Below are 17,999 nucleotides of genomic sequence, written 5' to 3' on the forward strand. Positions count from 1 at the left end.
ATCCCATGGCCTCCGAGATCCTTGTCCCCACCCCCACGCGCAGCGCAGACACCCTGTCGCGCCCCGCCTTTCCCATGCCGGCAGGCGCCTGCGACAGCCATGTGCATGTCTTCGGCCCGGTGGACCGCTACCCCCATGTGGCCCAGCCGCACTACACCCTGCCCGATGGCCCGCCGCCGCTGCTTGACCGCATGACGCGCGGCCTGGGCCTGGACCGCTTCGCCATCGTGCAGCCCAGCTTCTATGGCACCGACAACCGCTGCATGCTCGATGCGCTCGACGAGCTGGGCGACCGGGCGCGTGGCGTGGCCATGGTGGACGATGGCGTGGAGGACGAGGTGCTCGACGCCATGCACCGGCGCGGCGTGCGCGCCCTGCGGCTGGACCTGTTCCTGCGCGCGCAGTGGCCCATCGCGCGCATCGTCGACTACATCCAGCGCAGTGCCGAGCGCATTCGCCCCTGGGGCTGGCACCTGCAGTTCTACACGCCCGGGTATGTGGTGCGCGACCTGGTGCCGGCCATGCCGGACATCGCCTCGGACTTCGTGATCGACCACATGGGCTACATGCTGGAGAGCGACGGCCTCACGCGGGCCGACTTCGACCGCCTGATCGCCGCCGTGGCTAGCGGGCGCGGCTGGATGAAGCTCTCGGGCCCCTACCGCATCGCCAAGGACGGCAACTACGCGCGCCTGCTGCCCTATGCCCAGGCCATCGCCGATGCGCTGCCGGACCGCACCATCTGGGGCAGCGACTGGCCCCACATCCCCAACGGGCAGATGGACACTGGCGCACTGCTCAACCTGTTGGGCGAATGGGTGCCCGATGCAGACCGCCGCAAGCGCATCCTCTCTGACAACCCTGCGCGCCTTTACGATTTCCAGCCATGACGACGATGAACCTGCGCGAAATCCAGCGCCTGCCCACCAGCGCCGCGCGCGCCGTCGAGCCCTTCGCCATCGATGGCGTGCACTACCTGGCCATTGCCCAGCTGTCCGTGGACATCCCGGGCACGGAGCCCGGCATGGGCGCGGGCAACAGCGATGTCGAGACCCTCATCTACCGCTGGGATGGCACGGCCTTTGCCGAATTCCAGCGCCTGCCGGTACCCGGCGGCGAGGATGCCGAGTTCTTCACGCTGGACGGCCGCCACTTCCTCGCCACGGCCAGCCTGCGCAGCGGCCATGGCCCCTACAACATGTCGCCGGCCTCGGTGGTCTGGGAGTTCGTGGGGGGGCGCTTCGAACCCTTCCAGCGGATCGTCGGCACGGCCGCCAAGCAATGGCATTTCTTTCGCGTGCAGGAGCGCGCCTTTCTGGCGCTGGCCCAGGGGGCCGCGGGGCACAGTGCGCCGGTGGACGGGGCGGCCCAGTCGTGCATCTTCGAATGGAATGGTGAGCGCTTCGTGCCCTTCCAGTCCATCGAGTCCGCCTGGGGCTACAACTGGCTTGCGTTCGAAGTGCAGGGCCGCACGCTGCTGGCCTATGCCGACCATGTGGCGCCCTCGCGCCTGCTGGTGTGGAGCGGCACGGCCTTCGAGACGCTGCAGGTGCTCGATGGCGCCAGCGGCCGGGCCTTTTGCCATTTCAAGGCCTCGGGCGCCGACTGGCTGGTGTTCGCCAACCTGCTGGGCGAGACCTGGCTGCTGCGCTGGGACGGTGCCCAGTTCGCCGCCCACCAGCGCCTGAGTGGCCCGGGCGGGCGCGAGTTCGCCTGGCTGCCCGACGGCGAAGGCGATGGCGGCCACCTGGTGCAGGTCAACTTCATCCACGGCTCGCGCGAGGCGCCCATTCCCGAGCTGCAGTCGGTCATCTACCGCTGGCAGGGGGACGGGCTGGAAGCGGTCCACATGTTCGGCACCTCGGGCGGCACCGACGCGGCGGCCTTCACCGTGGGCGGTGTACCGTACCTGGCCGTTGCCAACAGCCTGAGCAGCGCGCTGCATTTCCGCACCGACAGCTGCATCTATCAGATTGTGAATGACACCCCCTGAGTCGCTTCGCGCCTTCCCCCTCTCTCGACTCGCTGCGCGAGTCGGGAGGGGGACGCCCCCAGCGCGGCGGGGCGGCCCTTGCGCGGGGGCACTGGCCTCGAGCGTGCCCGTTTCAACGGCTACGGGTGGCGCAAGGCGCCATCGATAGCCGAGCCTTCCTTGTGCACGCCATATTGCCAGTTCAAACTACATCCACGAAACACCATGTACCAACCCCAAGCCGATTTCGCGGGCCTGTTCCACGCCTTCACGGGCGGGCCGGGGGCCATCGGGCCCGAGCTCACGGCACTGATGCTGGCGCAGCAGGCCGGCAACCCGCTGCTGGTGTCCACGGCATCGGACATCGCACTGTTCCCGGGCCAGAGCGCCGCGCCGCGCATGGAGAGCTTTCGCAAGTCCACGCGCGGCTTCATCGAGCTCACGGCGATCTCGCACCTGCCGCTGGCGATCGCTTATGTGGCACGCCGGCGCGAACTGGCGCCTGGCGATGCGGCCTGGCGCGCGCAACTGCAGGGCCTGCTGCCGCACATCGCCAAGGTGCGTGCAGCCAATGTCGCCGAGATGTGGCGCCAGCATGTGAACCTGCCGGCCTTTGCCGGCCAGGAGGCGAAGATCGCGGCCCTGGTGGCCTACACGCTCGACACCACCGAGGCCTACATCCAGCGCGCGCTGGCCGATGCCGCGCTGCTGGACTTCGATGCATTGGCAGCGCAGTACTTCGACCCGCCGGTGGAACAGTTACCGGTGTCCATGAACGCCATCATGTTCGCCACCTTCGGCCTGGCCTATGTGGACATCGCCTACCGCATCGGGGCCTGGCTGCGCGGCAGCGGCATCGACTGGGCGCGTGCCATGGTGCTGGTCAGCGGCCAGTCGGGCCGGCCCACGGCCGGGGTGACCTGGTCGTCCAACAGCATGTGCAACCTGGTCTGGCGCGTGAGCGATGGGCAGATGCCGGCGGACCGCCTGTACGTCGCGCCGCACGCGCCCGGCTTTTCGGTCGACCAGTTCCAGGACCGGGCCGCACTGGCCGAGCTGGAGCAGACCTACCGACGCCTGTGGATGCACACGCGCACCAGCGTGGAAGTCTCGCGCCAGATGTTCGCCCGGCACCCGGCCTATGTGTTCTCACCCGACACCGCGCGCGACATGCCGCCCATCCACGGCCTCGACGACCAGGCCGCTTGCGTGGCGCGCCTGCGCCGCATCATGGAAGACCCGCAGCAACTGCTGGTGAACTGCGTGGCCGACTACGTGGTGGACGAATTGCAGCGCAATGGCCACCGGCCTGGCGAGGTGCCGATACCGGGCTTCACCAACGTCGACTACGAGAAGCTGTAGCGATTTCCGGTGTGCCTTGCCCAGTCGGCCGCCCTGCCTGGTGAAGGCGGCCTGCGGGGCAGGGCGCGCCGGAGACTCAGTCAAAGTCGTCGACGGTGTCCGGGTCGGGCACATCGCCCACGGCCTCGCGCGTGGCCTTGGCCTGGACTTCCAGCCAGGCGCAGAAGGCCTTGATCTCGGGGCGGTGGGCGCTGCGCGGGCCCACCAGCAGCCAGTAGGCCAGCGGCGAGTCCAGCCGGTGGTTGGGCAGCAGTTCCACCAGGTCGCCTGCGGCCAGCGCGTCGGCGATCAGCGGCATGCGCGCCAGCGCCAGGCCCTGGCCGCTCAGGGCCGCCTGCACGATCTGGTGGGCGTAGTTGAAATACAGCCAGCGCTGGGGCTGCAGCTTGGGCTGGCCCTGGTTCTCGAACCAGCGCTGCCAGCTCAGGTATTCCAGGTGCGTGCTGCGGTGCGCGTCACCGGCCTCGATCAGCGTGAACTGGGCCACGTCGGCCGGCGTGCGCACCGGCGGGCTGCTCTTGATGAGCCAGGGGCTGGCCACGATGGCCAGCTGTTCGCCGCACAGGCGCACCGCTCCGGGCGGCATGTTGGCGGGCAGGCTGTAGCGCAGCGCCAGGTCCACGTCGGAGGTTTCCAGGTCCACCGGCACATCGGTGGCGTCGATGCGGATGTCGATACCCGGGTTGTCGCGCTGGAACTCCTCCATGCGCGGAATTAGCCACATCGAGGCAAAACTGGCCCAGGTGGTGATGGCCACGCTGCGCCGCCCGGCCGTCTGGCGCACCAGGCGCACCGAGGCATCCATTCGCTCCAGCGCCGGTGCCACCGAGCGCTGCAGCTGGGCGCCGGCGCTGGTCAGCTCCACGGCCCGGGTGTGGCGCAGGAACAGGGCCACGCCCACCTCGTCCTCCAGGGCCTGGATCTGGCGGCTCACGGCCGACTGGGTCAGGGCCAGCTCATCGGCTGCGGCACGGAAATTCAGGTGCCGCGCCACGGCCAGAAAGGCGCGCCAATGGCCGACGGCCACGGGGCGGGTGCGTGACAAGGGGGCGGGGGTGGGGTCGGTGTTCTGCATGCGCTGGTTCTGAAAAATTATTCATGCGTTGGTGGCATCAATGGCGTGCTGCGTTTTCATTGGACCACAGGCCTCTACAGGCGGATCATCCAGGCTCTACAACGTTTTTTCAAGCAGCAAGGAGCACACCATGTCGTCCCGTACCGTTCTGGAATCGCAACAATCTGCCATCGCCGCCGCGGCCGGCCGCGTGTTGGCCGGAAGCTGGAAGCTGGACGCGGGCCGTGCCATCACATTGAACCCGCGTGAGCGCAGTGTGCTGGAAATCTCGCAGGGCCGGGTGTGGCTGTCCGTGGGCGCACGGCCCGGCCAGCCCGACCAGGCCACCGAGGACATCGTGCTGGCCCAAGGGCAGGCCCTGGTCATTGAAGCGGGCCAGCAGGTGGTGATGGAGTCCTGGTACCTGCGTGGCGGGGCGCCCAGTGCGGTGGCCTTCTGCTGGGATGCGGTGCCAGCCGCCGCCGCGGTGTCCGATCCGGCGCTGGACTGGGAGCGCGGCGTGGCACAGCCCCTGCGCGACCTGGTCTGTGCACTCGGCCAGGGCGGTCGCGCCGTGGCTGCGGCCGTGGCAGCCACCCTGGGCGCCAGTGGCCGGCTGGCCGCTGGCCTGCTGCGGTTTGCTCTGCATCGGATAGCACCCCAGCGAGTGCGCATGCACGCTTGAGCAGGATTTGGCCGTCACCGGTATCCGGCCGTTTTTGGGATTGATGCCGAACTTGAATCAATCAGGCCCTCGCAATTCATTGGACGCTTTTCAAGCACAAGCGCACCATAGAGGCCTATAGGGTTTACCAGGAGAAAGCCATGACCGCATCGAATGTTCTGCAATTGCAAGCTTCCAGCGTCTTCGGCCGCATTGCGGCCAAGGACACCATCAACACGCTCAAGCCCGGCCAGGCCGTCAGCCTGACACCGCGCAAGGCCATGGCACTGCGTGTGGCCGAAGGCCAGGCCTGGGTGACCCTGGACGACGGCCCGCACGGCGCCAGCCGCGATTCGGCCGGCGATGTCTTCCTGCAGGCCGGCCAGACCCTGTGGGTGGCCGCAGGCCAGCACGCGGTGGTCGAGACGCTGGGCAACCAGCGCCTGCAGTACCGCTGGGCGGCACAGCCGTCCCGTTCTGCTCCCGCATGGTGGCAGCGCGCCTCGCTGGGCATGACGGCCGTGCCCATGGTGGATGAAGCCGCCTGCTGCGCCTGACGGACCCATAGCCGCATTGCCAGCAACGGCCGCCCGGTGCACCCGGGCGGCCGTTGTTGTTTGTGCAGGTTAGCGGTGCAGCTCCGCCCGCAGGGCCTCGAAAGCCGCCATGGCGGCTTCGCCATCGAGCAGGCCGAGCCGTGCCAGCACCTCGGTGTCTTCCACCGCCGTGAAGGCCAGGCTGAACTGCCGGAAGCGCCGCGCCGGCAGCGGGCCGTGGTGCAGCACCTCGACGCCGGTGTGGCGCGGATCGTTGCGGATGCGCTCGGTGAGCTTGAGCACCTCCTTCTGCGTGCCTTCCAGCTGCTGGCAAAAGCGCATGCCGTCGAAGATCAGCAGGCCGGTGATCCCGCGGCTGGCGTTGTGCACATGGGCGTGGCCGGCGATTTCGGCGACCACGGCCACGGGCTGCCCCTCGGCGAGGGTGCTGACGTACAAGGCTTCATACAGGGCGCTGGAGGGGATGAGTGGTGACATGGGTGCGGCGCAATGTAGGACTGCGCACGGCGCCCCGCAATGTCAAAAGACATAGCACGATCGGTTGTTGCCAAAAGGCCGAACGGACCATCGGACCGCAGCCGGCAGCCCCCAAAAAATGCGCGACCCGGCGGTGGAACCGGTGGCCGCATCCCTAGAATGGCGCCACCATGAACGCCACCTTGCCGCCCAATGCGTGCCCGCCCCACTGCCGGGAATGCCGGCTGCGCAGGACGCGGGCGTTCACCCCGGTGGAGCCCGGCGTGCTGGATTTCATCGAGGGTTTTCGCGCCTCGACCCTGGCGGTGCCGGCCGGTGGCGCCCTGGTGCACGAGAACCAGGCCAACTCCCGCATGTTCACCCTGTATTCGGGTTGGGCCTTCCGCTACAAGACCCTGAGCGACGGGCGCCGCCAGATCCTGAACTTCCTGCTCCCCGGCGACCTGGTGGGCCTGCAGCAGGAGTTCGGCGACCTCTCGGCGCATGGCGTCGAAGCGGTGACCGACTGCGCCCTGTGCGTCTTCCAGAACGACAGCCTGTGGTCGGTGTTCCGCGAACACCCGCGCCTGGGCTACGACATCACCTGGCTGGCCGCCCACGAGGAAGGCCATGTGGACGACAACCTGCTGACCGCCGGGCGGCGCAATGCCACCGAGCGCCTGGCCATGCTGCTCATGCATCTGTACCGCCGGCTGGAGCGGGTGGACCTGGTGGAGGCCGATGGCTCCGTGGCGTTCCCGATCAACCAGCAGCACATGGCCGACGCGCTGGGCCTGTCGCTGGTGCACACCAACAAGAGCCTGCGGCGCCTGGCACAGCTGGGCCTGCACGAGCTGGCCAACGGCCGCCTGCGCCTGCTCAATCCCCATGCGCTCGAGCGCATCGCCGAGTACTACGACCGGCCGCCACGCCTGCTGCCCTTGCTGTAGCCGGCGCAGCCGATAATCGGCGCACCCGTCCTCGCGAGTTCCCTGGCGCGGGGCGCCCTTTTTCCCATTTCCAGATGACGCAACTCGACATCCTCATCATGGCGGCCGGCAAGGGCACGCGCATGAAAAGCCGCCTTCCCAAAGTGCTGCAGCGCCTGGGCGGACGCCCGCTGCTGCACCACGTGCTCGACCAGGCGGCACACCTGCAGGCACGCAGTGCCACCGTGATCACCGGCCATGGCGCGGCCGAGGTGGAGGCTGCCACCCGCAATGCCGGTGCGGCCGGGGTCGAACTGGCCTTTGTGCGCCAGGAGCCGCAGCTGGGCACGGGCCATGCCGTGCAGCAGGCCGTGCCCCACCTGCGCGCGGACGGCACGGTGGTGGTGCTCTCGGGCGATGTGCCGCTGACCCAGGCCGACACCCTGCGCGCCCTGGTGGCGGCCGGCGGCGGCGAAAAGCTCGCGCTGCTCACCGTCACGCTGCCCGACCCCACGGGCTATGGCCGCATCGTGCGCAATGATTCCGGTGCCGTGCAGGGCATCGTCGAGCACAAGGACGCCAGCGAGGAAGAGCGCGCCATCACCGAGGTCTACAGCGGCATCATGGCCGTGCCTGCGCGCCTGCTGGCGCCGTGGCTGGCGCGCCTGACCAACGACAACGCCCAGGGCGAGTACTACCTGACCGACATCGTCGCCATGGCCGTGGCCGATGGTGTGCCCGTGGTGGCCCACCGCATCACCGATGCATTGCAGGTGGCCGGCGTGAACAGCCCGCTGCAGCTGGCCGAACTCGAGCGCGCCCACCAGCAGCGCCAGGCCCGGGCCTTGCTGGAGCAGGGCGTGCGCCTGGCCGACCCGGCGCGCTTCGACCTGCGCGAGGATGTGCGCACGGGCGCGCGTGGCGAGCTGGTCTGCGGGCAGGACGTGGAGATCGACGTCAACTGCGTTTTCACCGGCCGCGTGGAACTGGGCGAGGGCGTGCAGATCGGCGCCCACTGCTGCATTGCCAACGCGCGCATCGCGGCGGGTGCTGTGGTCCATCCCTACACCCACATCGACGGCGAGAAGCTCGGTGCCAGCGTGGGCGAGGGCGCACTGATCGGCCCGTTTGCGCGCCTGCGCCCGGGCGCGCAGCTGGGCCGCGAGGTGCACATCGGCAACTTCGTCGAGGTGAAGAACTCCACGCTAGCCGATGGCGCCAAGGCCAACCACCTGGCCTACCTGGGCGATGCCACGGTGGGCGAACGCGTGAACTACGGCGCGGGCGCCATCACCGCCAACTACGACGGTGCGAACAAGCACCGCACGATCATCGAGGCCGACGTGCACATCGGCAGCAACTGCGTGCTGGTGGCGCCGGTCACCATCGGCGCCGGTGCCACGGTGGGTGGCGGCTCGACCATCTCCAAGGATGTGCCGGCGGGTTCCCTGGGCGTGGCGCGTGGCAAGCAGGTCGCGATTGCCAACTGGTCGCGGCCGGTAAAGCAGCCCAAGGCCTGAGATGGGCAGGAGGTCCGCGGCATGAGCGACGACGACACCCCGCAGACGGTGGAGGCCTTGCGCGCCGAGCTGGCGCGCAGCCGCCAGCAGGTGGCCGACATGGCCGCCGCGCAGGAAGAGTTTCTGCGCGCCGTCTCGCACGATCTGCGCGCTCCTCTGCGCCACGTGACCTCGTACGGCACGCTGGTGCGCGAGGTGCTGGGCGATCTGCCGGCCGAGGTGGTGCAGTCGCCCGCGCTGCAGGAGGCGCTGGGCTTTCTGGCCACCATGGACCAGTCGGCCCGGCGCATGGGCCTCATGATCGACGGCCTGCTGGCCATCACACGCGCCACGCGCGCGCCGCTGCGCTGTGAAACCGTGGCATTGGCCGATGCCGTGGCCCAGGCGCGCGCGGACCTGGCCGCCGCCGAGGCCGGGCGCGCGGTGCAGTGGCACCTGGCGCCCGATCTGCCGGTGCTTGATGCCGATGCCGGCCTGCTGCGCGAGCTGCTGGTGCAGGTGCTGGGCAATGCGCTCAAGTTCACGCGCGGCCAGGCCGTGGCGCAGATCCACATCGGTGCCGAACCCGTCGGCGATGGCCGCGTGGCCGTGACCGTGCGCGACAACGGCACGGGCTTCGACCCTGCGCGGGCCGGTGCGCTGTTCGGCGTGTTCCAGCGCCTGCACCGCGAGACGGAATTCGAGGGCGTGGGCACAGGCCTGGCCCTGTGCCGGGTGATCGCGCAGCGCCATGGCGCGCAGATCGCGGCTGCCGGTACGCCGGGTGAGGGCTGCACGGTCCGCCTGGAATGGCCGCAGCCCTGACCGTCCGAGGCATGCCGAACCAGGGCCCTGGTGCCCGCCAACCCCTTCATACGCCGCAAGTCCAGGGCTGGTGCCCCGGTGCCTGGCAGCCCATGGCCTCGGGCGACGGGCTGGTGGTGCGCGTGCGCCCGCCGCAAGGGCGGCTGAGCCTGCACCAGGCCTGGCGGCTGGCCCGGCTGGCCGCCACGCACGGCGCAGGCATCCTGGAACTGTCCAGCCGTGCCAACGTGCAACTGCGTGGCGTGGACCCCGCACGCCATGCGGGCGTGCTGCGGGCCTTGGCGGGCTGCGGCCTGCTGGATGCCGATGCGCAGCGTGAACGCCGCCGCAATGTGGTGGTTGACCCGCTGCACCGGCCCGGCGATGGGGTGCAGGCCGCCGCCGCAGCGCTGTGGCAGGGGCTGGCCGGGGCGCAGGATCTGGATGCGTTGCCCGCCAAGTTCGGCTGGGCCATCGACGGCGGCCACGCCCCCTGGCTCGGCGAGGTGTCGGCGGACATCCGCATCGAGAACGTGCAGGGCGTCCATCCCCCGCGCTGGCAGGTGCGGCCGGCAGGCCTGCCCTGGGCCCTTGAGGCGGCGAACCCCGATCAGGCTGCTGCGGCCGGCCTGGCCCTGGCGCGCTGGTTCGCAACCCGCTGCAGCGCGCTGCGCGCAGACGGGCTGCGACCGGGGCGCCTGGCGCAGCAGACCGGCGAGATGGCGCGCCTGCGCAAGGCCGCCACGCCCGCGGCGCCCTGGCCTGCGGGCCTGCCCGCCGGCGTCGGCTGGGTCCCTGTGGCCACCCACTTACCGGCAGGGCGCCCGGTGCCCGGCCTGTTGCCTGGCATCGGCACGCTGGTGGGCGCCCCTCTGGGCCGGTTGCGGGCACAGGCCCTGGCACAGCTGGTGCAAGCCTTGCTGCGTGGCGCGGCACCGGGCCCCCTGCCTGGCTTGCGGGTCACACCCTGGCGCATGCTGCTGGTCGAATCGGACGTGCCGCCCGGCGCATGGCAGGCCGCCGACTGGGTGAGCGACCCGGGCGACGCGCGGCTGCGCGTCTCGGCCTGCACGGGGGCACCCGGCTGTCCCCAGGCCCAGGCACCCACGCTGGCATTGGCCATGGCGCTGGCGCCGCAGGTGCCGGAAGGGGCCCATCTGCACGTGGCGGGCTGCGCCAAGGGCTGCGCGCGCCAGGCGCCCGCCAGCGTCACCTTGCGCGCGGAAGCCGCCCCGAACGGGCCGGTCTTTGCCGTCATCCGGCAAGGGCGCGCTGCAGACGCAGCGATCGGCCATGTGGACCTGTCCGCACTGCAGGACAATCCCGGCCTGTTGTTTGAAAAAAATTGATGCTGCACCGCTACGAAACCGATGGCGCCGAGATCTACCGGCAGTCGTTCGCCACCATCCGCCGCGAGGCGGCCCTTGCCCGCTTCAACCCCGCCGAAGAGCGCGTGGTGGTGCGCATGATCCACGCGGCCGGCATGGTCGAGCTCGCGCCCCATGTGGCCTTCTCGCCCGGCATGGCGGAGGCGGCCGAAGCAGCGCTGCGCGGCGGCGCCCCGGTGCTGTGCGACGTGCGCATGGTCAGCGAGGGCATCACGCGCCACCGCCTGCCCGCCCACAACCGCGTGCTCTGCACGCTGCAGGACGAGCGCGTTGCGGCGCTGGCCCACGAGATGGGCACCACCCGCAGCGCCGCCGCGGTGGAGATGTGGCGGCCAGACCTGGCGGGGGCCGTCGTGGCCATCGGCAATGCGCCCACGGCGCTGTTCCACTTGCTCAATCTGCTGCGCCAGCCCGATTGCCCGCGCCCTGCAGCCATCATCGGCTGCCCGGTGGGCTTTGTCGGCGCGATGGAGTCCAAGGAGGCGCTGATGCAGGACCTGCCCGTGCCCGCAATGGTCGTGCGCGGCCGCCTGGGCGGTTCGGCCATGACCGTGGCCGCCATCAACGCCCTGGCCAGCCATGCCGAGTGAGGGCATGGCAGTGGCGCAGGCGGCGCCCGGCATCGTCTGCGTAGGCCTGGGCCCCGGCGACCCGGAGCTGATGTCGGTGAAGGCGCACCGGCTGGTGCGCCATGCGCGCCATGTGGCCTTCTTCCGCAAGAAGGGACGCCCGGGCAAGGCACGCCAGGTGGTGGACGGCCTGCTCGCGCCCGCCGCCACCGAATACCCCATGGAGTACCCCGTGACCACCGAGCTGCCGGTGGACAGCCCGGAGTACGTGGCCCAGCTCGCGGCGTTCTACGACGACTGGTGCGCCCAGCTGGAAACCCTGGCGCGCAGCGAGCAGGTGGTGGTGCTCTGCGAGGGCGACCCCTTTCTCTACGGCTCCTTCATGCACCTGTACACCCGGCTGCGCGAGCGCGCCGCCGTGCGCCTGGAGGTGGTGCCCGGCATTCCGGGCATGGTGGGCTGCTGGCACGCCACGGGCGAGCCCATCACCTGGGGCGACGACGTGCTCAGCGTGATGACGGGCACCCTGCCCGAGGACGAGCTGGTGCGGCGCATGCAGACCGCCGACGCGCTGGTGGTGATGAAGGTCGGGCGCAACCTGCCGCGCATCCGCCGGGCCCTGCAGCGCACGGGCCGGCTCGATGCCGCCTGGCTGGTGCAGAACGGCACCACGGCCAGCGAGCAGGTGGCGAAGTTGACCGCGGTGAGCGACGAGGCCTGCCCCTATTTCGCCATCGTGCTGGTGCATGGCCAGGGCCGCCGGCCGGAGGTCGCCTGGTGAGCGCCGCACATGGCGCGGGCCGCCTGGCCATCGCAGGCCTGGGCCCGGGTGCGCTGGCGCAGGTCACACCCGAGGTCGCCACTGCGCTGCAGGCCGCGACCGATGTGGTGGGTTACCTGCCCTATGTGGAGCGGGCCCGGGCCTTGCTGCAGGAGCGCGGTGGGGCGGCTGCCGTGGCCTGGCATGCCTCGGACAACCGGGTCGAACTGGCGCGGGCGCGCCAGGCCCTGGCGCTGGCCGCACAGGGGCGGCAGGTGGTGGTCGTCTCCTCGGGCGACCCAGGGGTGTTTGCCATGGCGTCCGCGGTGTTCGAGGCCATCGAGCAGGCGCCGACCGAACAGGCCGCCGCCTGGCAGGCGCTGGATGTGCAGGTGCTGCCCGGCATCACCGCCATGCTGGCCGCCGCGGCGCGGGCCGGTGCGCCGCTGGGCCACGATTTCTGCTGCATCAACCTCTCGGACAACCTCAAGCCCTGGCCGGTGATAGCGCGGCGCGTGCAGCTGGCGGCCGAGGCCGACTTCGCCATGGCCTTCTATAACCCGAGTTCACGCAGCCGGCCCGAGGGCTTTGTGCGCCTGCTGGCCTTGCTGCGCGCGCACTGCGAGCCCGGCCGCCTGCTGGTGTTTGCGCGCGCCGTGTCCACGCCCGACGAGGCGCTGCGGGTGTGCACGCTGGCCGAGGCCATGCCCGAGATGGCCGACATGCGCACCGTGGTGCTGGTGGGCAACAGCAGCACGCGGCAGGTGGGGCGATGGGTCTACACCCCGCGCTTCTACGGGCTGGAGGGCGCCACGCCGGCCTCAGCAGGCAGCGAGCCATGAGCAATCCACTGCAGTACGGCACCCACGTCCTCGGTGCGCGGGCGCGGCGGCAGCGGCGGGCGTTGCACCATCACCACCGGCAGGCCCAGCGCGCGTGCCGCCAGCAGCTTGCCGCGCGTGGCCTCGCCGCCGGCGTTCTTGGCCACCAGCCAGGTGATGCCATGGGCCTGCAGCAGCGCCTGGTCGTGCGCGGCGCTGAAGGGGCCGCGGCCCAGCACCACCGTGCTGTCGGCCAGCGGCAGGCTGCCCGGCGCGGGCGCATCCACCAGGCGCAGCAGGTAGTGGTGTTGGCCATGGTTTGCAAAGGCATCCAGCTGTTTGCGCCCGATGGCGAGGAACACCCGGGCCGGCGCCTCGGGCAGGGCCTGGGCTGCCGCCGCCATGTCCGGCACGTCCACCCAGTGGTCGCCCGCCTGGGCCTGCCAGGGGGCGCGCTCCAGCGCCAGCAACGGCGTCCCGGTGGCCTCGCAGGCGGCACAGGCGTTGCGGCTCATCTGTGCGGCAAAGGGATGGGTGGCATCCACCAGGTGGGTGATGCCCTGGCTGCGGATGAACTGCGCGAGCCCTGCGGCACCGCCAAAGCCGCCGCAGCGCGTGGGCAGGGGCTGCGCCATGGGGGCCTGCGTGGCACCGGCGTAGGAAAAAATGGCGGGTATCTGAGCCTGGTGCAGGGCCTGCGCCAACTGGCTGGCGCCGCTGGTGCCGCCCAGCAGGAGAACATGTGTCATGGCTGATCCGTGGTTGACATTGGTGGGCCTGAACGAAGATGGGTTGGACGGGCTGGTGCCCGCCGCGCGCCAGGCCCTGGACCAGGCCCAGGTGATTGTCGGTGGCCCGCGCCATCTGGCGCTGGCGCAGGCCGGCGAGCGCGGCCGCCCCTGGCCCGTGCCGTTCGACGTCGCCCCCGTGCTGGCCCTGCGCGGGCAGCGCGTGGTGGTGCTGGCCTCGGGCGACCCGTTCTGGTTCGGCGCGGGCGGCAGCTTGGCAGCACACCTGGCACCGCACGAGTGGCGCTGCCATGCGCAGCCTTCGACATTCTCGCTGGTCGCCGCCCGCCTGGGCTGGCGGCTGGAGGCCACCGATTGCCTGGGTCTGCACGCGAGCCCCATCGAGCAACTGTTGCCGCGCCTGGTGCCGGGCGGGCAGTGCATCGTGCTGCTGCGCGATGGCATGGCCGTGGCCGAGCTGGCCGCCTGGCTGGTGCAGGAAGGTTGGGGTGCGAGCGCGCTGTGGGTGATGGAGTCCGTGGGTGGTCCGCGCGAGCGCTGCCGCACCCTGCGCGCGGCCGAGGCCGGCGCTGTGCTGGCGGCCGACCCGGCCCGGGCACCGGTCGCGGTTGCGCTGCAGGCCATGGGTGGCCCGGCCTTGCCCCAGGTGCCCGGGCGCGACGATGCCTGGTATGCCCACGACGGCCAGATCACCAAGGCCCCGGCGCGGGCGCTCACGCTGGCGGCCCTGGCGCCGCGGCGTGGCGAACGGCTGTGGGACATCGGCGGGGGCTCGGGCTCCGTGGCCGTGGAATGGTGCCTGGCCGGCGGCCTGGCCACCAGCGTGGAGCAGCATGCGGCGCGGGCCGACAACATCCGCCGCAATGCCCTGCGCTTTGGCCTGCAGCCCGCGCTGCAGGTGGTGCAGGGCCTGGCGCCCGAGGCGCTGCAGGGACTGGCGCCACCCCAGGCCGTGTTTGTCGGGGGCGGGTTCGATGCGGCTCTGTTCGCCGCCCTGGGTGCCCTGGTGCCTGCCGGCTGCCGGCTGGTGGTCAATGCCGTAACGCTGGAAACCGAAGCCCTGCTGGCGCAACTGCATGCCCAGCATGGCGGCCAGTTGCTGCGGCTGGAGCTGTCCAGCGCCGAGCCGCTGGGGCGCATGCGCAGCTGGAAGGCGGCGCGCCCCCTGGTGCAGTGGAGCTGGCGGTGGTGACGGCCAGCACACCCGGACACGCCTGCCTGGTGCTGGGTGTGGGCCTGAGGGCGCATGCCACTGCTGCCACCCTGCGGGGCCTGTGGCAGCAGGCAAAGGCGCTGCTGCCCGCACCGGCGGATGGTTTTTGCTCCCTGGCCGTGCTGGAAGGCAAGGAGCAGCATCCGGCCTTGGCCGGTTGGCGGGTCCCGGTGCTGGCCCTGCCGTTGGAATCCCTGCGCCACCAGCCGGTGGCCACGCAGTCTGCGCGTCTGATAGCCCGTTATGGCACCGGCAGCGTGGCCGAAGCCGCAGCGCTGGCCGCCGCCGGGCCCCAGGCCCAACTGCTGCTGCCGCGCCGGGTGGCGCAGGACGGCAGTGCCACGCTGGCCGTGGCACGGCGCCGCGTGGCGCCTCTTGATTGTTGTATTGCAGCGGCATGCCGTGCCGCCGCGCTGTCCCAAGGAGCAACGGCACCATGACCGTGCATTTCATCGGCGCCGGTCCCGGCGCGGCCGACCTCATCACCGTGCGCGGGCGCGACCTCATGGGCCGCTGCCCGGTCTGCCTGTACGCCGGCTCGCTGATCCCGCGTGAGCTGCTCGCGCACTGCCCGCCCGGCGCGCACATCGTCAATACCGCGGCCATGGACCTCGACGCCATCATGGCCGAGATATCCGCCGCCCACGCGCGCGGCCAGGACGTGGCGCGCCTGCATTCGGGCGACCTGTCGGTCTGGTCTGCCATGGGCGAGCAACTGCGGCGCCTGCGCGCGGCGGGCATCGACTACACCGTGACGCCTGGCGTGCCTTCGTTCGCTGCCGCTGCGGCCACCTTGGGTGCGGAGCTCACGCTGCCCGGCCTGTGCCAGTCGGTGGTGCTCACGCGCACCTCGGGCCGCGCCACCGCCATGCCCGAGGGCGAGAACCTGGCCGCCTTTGCCGCCACGGGTGCAGTGCTGGCCATCCACCTGTCCATCCACGTGGCCGAGAAGGTGCAGGCCGAGCTGCTGCCGCACTATGGCGCCGACTGCCCGGCGGCCATCGTCTGGCGCGCCAGCTGGCCCGACGAGACCGTCGTACGCACGACCGTGGGCGCGCTGGCGCAGGCGGTGGCCAGCAGCATGGAACGCACGGCGCTGATCCTGGTCGGGCGCAGCCTGCAGGCCGAGGCGTTTGCCGAAAGCCGGCTCTATGCGGCCGACTACGACCGCCGCTACCGCCCCCTGGGCACGGCGCCGCGCTTTCCGGCGCCCGAGGGCGTGGCGCTGGACACCGCCCGCGACCAGCCGCTGGACCGGGCCTCCCGCCCATGAACGCCGGCCGCAGCCTGCCGCCGGTGGCCCTGGCTCTGATCGGCATCGGCACGGGCAACCCCGACCACCTCACGCGCCAGGCGGTCGCGGCCATGAACGCGGCCGACCTGATCCTGCTGCCGCACAAGGGCGAAGACAAGGCCGAGCTGGCCGCCCTGCGCCAGGCGCTGTGCGATGCGGTGCTGGTGGCCCCCGCGCCGCGCATCGCCGGCTTCGACATGCCCGTGCGCCGCAGCGCGGGCGACGACTACCTGGTGCAGGTCGACGAATGGCATGCCGCCATCGCCCGCTGCTGGCAGGACGCCATCGCGGGGGCCACCGACAGCCCGGCGCCCGAGGCCGTCCTGCGCGTGGCCCTGCTGGTCTGGGGCGACCCGGCCCTGTACGACAGCACGCTGCGCATCGCGGCGCGCATGCAGCCCGCGCCGGTGCGGGTGGAGGTGGTGGCCGGCATCACCTCGGTGCAGGCGCTGGCGGCCGCGCACGCGGTGCCCTTGAACGACATCGGCCAGCCCTTCGTGGTGACCACCGGCCGCCAGCTGCGCGAACAAGGCTGGCCTGCCGGCGTGGACACGGCCGTGGTGATGCTCGACGGGCAATGCAGCTTCGAGGCGCTGGCCCCCGAGGGCCTGCACATCTGGTGGGGGGCCTACCTGGGCATGCCCCAGCAGTTGCTGGACAGCGGGCCCCTGGCCGAGGCCGGCCCGCGCATCGCGCACACGCGTGCCGCTGCGCGCGCGCAGCATGGCTGGATCATGGACATCTACCTGCTGCGGCGTGCCGCCCAGCCGGTGTCAGCGGTCTGAGGTGGAGAGTGCCGCGGCCGGCGCCGCGCCCGCAGGGGCGGCGCTGTCGGTGACGCGGTTGCGCCCGGCATTCTTGGCCACATAGAGCGCGGCGTCGGCCGCGTCCATCCAGGCGCGCAATGTCCCATGGCCCGGGTGTGCAGCCGCCACGCCGATGCTGGTGGTCATGCGCAGGGCCGGCATGTCGCGCAGGCGGATGGCCTCGGTCTGCGCGCGGATGCGCTCGGCCACGGCGACCGCCTCTTCCACGGCCATGCCCGTCAGCAGGATGGCGAACTCGTCGCCGCCGTAGCGGCCTGCGCAGTCCGTGGCGCGCACATTGCCGCGCACCACATGGGCCACGGCGCGGATCACCTCGTCGCCCACGCTGTGGCCATGCTGGTCGTTGATCTGCTTGAAGCTGTCGATGTCCATCATCAGCATGCAGGCCGGTTCGCTGCGGGTGTGGTGGCGGCGCAGCGCGGCCTCGGCCTCTTCCTGCCAGTGGCCGCGGCCGTACAGGCCGGTCAGCGTGTCCACGCGGCGCAGTTCGTCGAGCAGCAGGTTCTGCTGCGAAACCTTGCGGATCAGCCGGTAGCTCACCACGCTGACCGAGATGGTGTGCAGCGCCATCACCGGCAGGCAGGCCACGATGGTGGGCAGGGGGCTCTCGGGCGACCAGTGCACCCCGGTGAACAAGGTGGCCACCGCGCCACCCGCGAGCATGGCGGGAATGGACTTGGCCCACAGCCCGCGGATGCCGGTGGTGATCTTGTCCACCATGGTCAGCGTGCACAGCAGCACGCTGGGCAGCAGGCTGAAGTGCATGAGCGGCACCATCGCTGCGGCCAGGGCCGAGTCGGCCAGCAGGTTGCGGATCTCGGCCCGGTAGGGGTCGGCGCTGCGCCGCGCCAGCCGGTAGGCCACATGGGGCCAGACAAAGCAGGGCAGCACCATGCCGATCCACGCCCCCACCGCGGCCTGGCGCTGCCACAGCACGACCGCCACCACCACCCCACCCAGGCCCATGCCGAGCACGCGCAGCGGGTACACGCGCCGGGGCATCTGTTGTTCGTAGGTGGCCATGGAGAAAAAGGTGCGCGCAGACGAAGGGGCAGCGGAGACAGGCGCGGCGAGCTTACCT

General features: G+C 71.2%; 20 protein-coding genes. 16 read left to right on the forward strand and 4 right to left on the reverse strand.

Features of this window, described 5'->3' with window-relative positions:
• Positions 1-5 precede the first annotated feature (5 nt).
• From HNP48_RS12055 to HNP48_RS12065, 3 genes are all read left to right on the forward strand, one after another.
• Positions 6-890 carry an amidohydrolase gene (locus HNP48_RS12055; protein ID WP_184857182.1) on the forward strand — a complete coding sequence of 295 codons (885 nt, stop codon included), beginning with the start codon at positions 6-8 and terminating at the stop codon, positions 888-890.
• Positions 887-1,993 (forward strand): hypothetical protein, encoded by a 1,107-nt coding sequence (locus HNP48_RS12060; protein WP_184857183.1) that lies wholly within the window; start codon positions 887-889, stop codon positions 1,991-1,993. Before HNP48_RS12055 ends, HNP48_RS12060 begins: the two co-directional genes overlap by 4 nt.
• A 204-nt stretch (positions 1,994-2,197) precedes the next feature.
• Entirely contained in the window at positions 2,198-3,334 is a 1,137-nt protein-coding gene (locus HNP48_RS12065) for a DUF5624 domain-containing protein (RefSeq protein ID WP_184857184.1), read from the forward strand.
• 76 nt (positions 3,335-3,410) lie between these two features.
• On the opposite strand, the gene HNP48_RS12070 is transcribed toward HNP48_RS12065, so the two are convergent.
• Complete coding sequence (locus HNP48_RS12070) at positions 3,411-4,409, reverse strand: LysR substrate-binding domain-containing protein (RefSeq protein WP_184857185.1); 999 nt, start codon at positions 4,407-4,409, stop codon at positions 3,411-3,413.
• Positions 4,410-4,539: 130 nt separating this feature from the next.
• On the opposite strand from HNP48_RS12070, the gene HNP48_RS12075 reads away from it, so the two are divergent.
• A complete protein-coding gene (locus HNP48_RS12075) occupies positions 4,540-5,073 on the forward strand; it encodes a DUF2917 domain-containing protein (protein ID WP_184857186.1) in 534 nt (177 codons plus the stop codon).
• Positions 5,074-5,213: 140 nt separating this feature from the next.
• Complete coding sequence (locus HNP48_RS12080) at positions 5,214-5,609, forward strand: DUF2917 domain-containing protein (protein ID WP_184857187.1); 396 nt, start codon at positions 5,214-5,216, stop codon at positions 5,607-5,609.
• A gap of 69 nt (positions 5,610-5,678) precedes the next feature.
• Here HNP48_RS12080 and HNP48_RS12085 read toward each other — a convergent pair whose 3' ends face one another.
• Positions 5,679-6,086, reverse strand: a complete 408-nt coding sequence (locus tag HNP48_RS12085; RefSeq protein WP_184857188.1) for a BLUF domain-containing protein — start codon at positions 6,084-6,086, stop codon at positions 5,679-5,681.
• A gap of 170 nt (positions 6,087-6,256) precedes the next feature.
• On the opposite strand from HNP48_RS12085, the gene HNP48_RS12090 reads away from it, so the two are divergent.
• The 7 genes from HNP48_RS12090 (at position 6,257) to cobJ (ending at position 12,856) form a co-directional block, all read left to right on the forward strand.
• Positions 6,257-7,015 carry a Crp/Fnr family transcriptional regulator gene (locus tag HNP48_RS12090; RefSeq protein WP_184857189.1) on the forward strand — a complete coding sequence of 253 codons (759 nt, stop codon included), beginning with the start codon at positions 6,257-6,259 and terminating at the stop codon, positions 7,013-7,015.
• Positions 7,016-7,089: 74 nt separating this feature from the next.
• Positions 7,090-8,514: a bifunctional UDP-N-acetylglucosamine diphosphorylase/glucosamine-1-phosphate N-acetyltransferase GlmU gene (gene glmU, locus HNP48_RS12095; RefSeq protein WP_184857190.1), complete on the forward strand. Its 1,425-nt coding sequence runs from the start codon at positions 7,090-7,092 to the stop codon at positions 8,512-8,514.
• Between the two features lie 21 nt (positions 8,515-8,535).
• Positions 8,536-9,318, forward strand: coding sequence for an ATP-binding protein (locus tag HNP48_RS12100; protein ID WP_184857191.1), 783 nt, complete (start codon positions 8,536-8,538; stop codon positions 9,316-9,318).
• A 92-nt stretch (positions 9,319-9,410) separates the two neighbouring features.
• Complete coding sequence (locus HNP48_RS12105) at positions 9,411-10,646, forward strand: precorrin-3B synthase (RefSeq protein ID WP_260420213.1); 1,236 nt, start codon at positions 9,411-9,413, stop codon at positions 10,644-10,646.
• Positions 10,646-11,275: a precorrin-8X methylmutase gene (locus HNP48_RS12110; protein WP_184857193.1), complete on the forward strand. Its 630-nt coding sequence runs from the start codon at positions 10,646-10,648 to the stop codon at positions 11,273-11,275. The genes HNP48_RS12105 and HNP48_RS12110 overlap by 1 nt, the downstream gene beginning before the upstream one ends.
• 4 nt (positions 11,276-11,279) lie before the next feature.
• On the forward strand, positions 11,280-12,035 hold the full coding sequence (gene cobI / locus HNP48_RS12115) for a precorrin-2 C(20)-methyltransferase (RefSeq protein ID WP_184857866.1): 756 nt from the start codon (positions 11,280-11,282) through the stop codon (positions 12,033-12,035).
• Positions 12,032-12,856 carry a precorrin-3B C(17)-methyltransferase gene (cobJ, locus tag HNP48_RS12120; RefSeq protein ID WP_184857194.1) on the forward strand — a complete coding sequence of 275 codons (825 nt, stop codon included), beginning with the start codon at positions 12,032-12,034 and terminating at the stop codon, positions 12,854-12,856. Before cobI ends, cobJ begins: the two co-directional genes overlap by 4 nt.
• Here the strand turns inward: cobJ and HNP48_RS12125 are convergent.
• On the reverse strand, positions 12,808-13,584 hold the full coding sequence (locus HNP48_RS12125; RefSeq protein WP_184857195.1) for a cobalt-precorrin-6A reductase: 777 nt from the start codon (positions 13,582-13,584) through the stop codon (positions 12,808-12,810). The two genes, cobJ and HNP48_RS12125, sit on opposite strands and share 49 nt — an antisense overlap.
• On the opposite strand from HNP48_RS12125, the gene cbiE reads away from it, so the two are divergent.
• From cbiE to cobF, 4 genes are read left to right on the forward strand one after another with little or no spacing between them, the layout of a single operon-like run.
• Positions 13,583-14,776 (forward strand): precorrin-6y C5,15-methyltransferase (decarboxylating) subunit CbiE, encoded by a 1,194-nt coding sequence (gene cbiE, locus HNP48_RS12130; protein WP_184857196.1) that lies wholly within the window; start codon positions 13,583-13,585, stop codon positions 14,774-14,776. The two genes, HNP48_RS12125 and cbiE, sit on opposite strands and share 2 nt — an antisense overlap.
• Positions 14,773-15,237: a cobalamin biosynthesis protein gene (locus HNP48_RS12135; RefSeq protein WP_311773823.1), complete on the forward strand. Its 465-nt coding sequence runs from the start codon at positions 14,773-14,775 to the stop codon at positions 15,235-15,237. Before cbiE ends, HNP48_RS12135 begins: the two co-directional genes overlap by 4 nt.
• Positions 15,234-16,070, forward strand: coding sequence for a precorrin-4 C(11)-methyltransferase (cobM, locus tag HNP48_RS12140; RefSeq protein ID WP_184857198.1), 837 nt, complete (start codon positions 15,234-15,236; stop codon positions 16,068-16,070). Before HNP48_RS12135 ends, cobM begins: the two co-directional genes overlap by 4 nt.
• Positions 16,067-16,876, forward strand: a complete 810-nt coding sequence (cobF, locus tag HNP48_RS12145) for a precorrin-6A synthase (deacetylating) (protein ID WP_184857199.1) — start codon at positions 16,067-16,069, stop codon at positions 16,874-16,876. Before cobM ends, cobF begins: the two co-directional genes overlap by 4 nt.
• Here cobF and HNP48_RS12150 read toward each other — a convergent pair.
• On the reverse strand, positions 16,865-17,941 hold the full coding sequence (locus HNP48_RS12150; RefSeq protein ID WP_184857200.1) for a GGDEF domain-containing protein: 1,077 nt from the start codon (positions 17,939-17,941) through the stop codon (positions 16,865-16,867). The genes cobF and HNP48_RS12150 overlap by 12 nt on opposite strands.
• Between the last annotated feature and the right edge of the window lie 58 nt (positions 17,942-17,999).

Source organism: Acidovorax soli, assembly GCF_014207955.1.
In the GTDB taxonomy this organism is placed as follows: Bacteria; Pseudomonadota; Gammaproteobacteria; order Burkholderiales; family Burkholderiaceae_C; genus Acidovorax; species Acidovorax soli_A.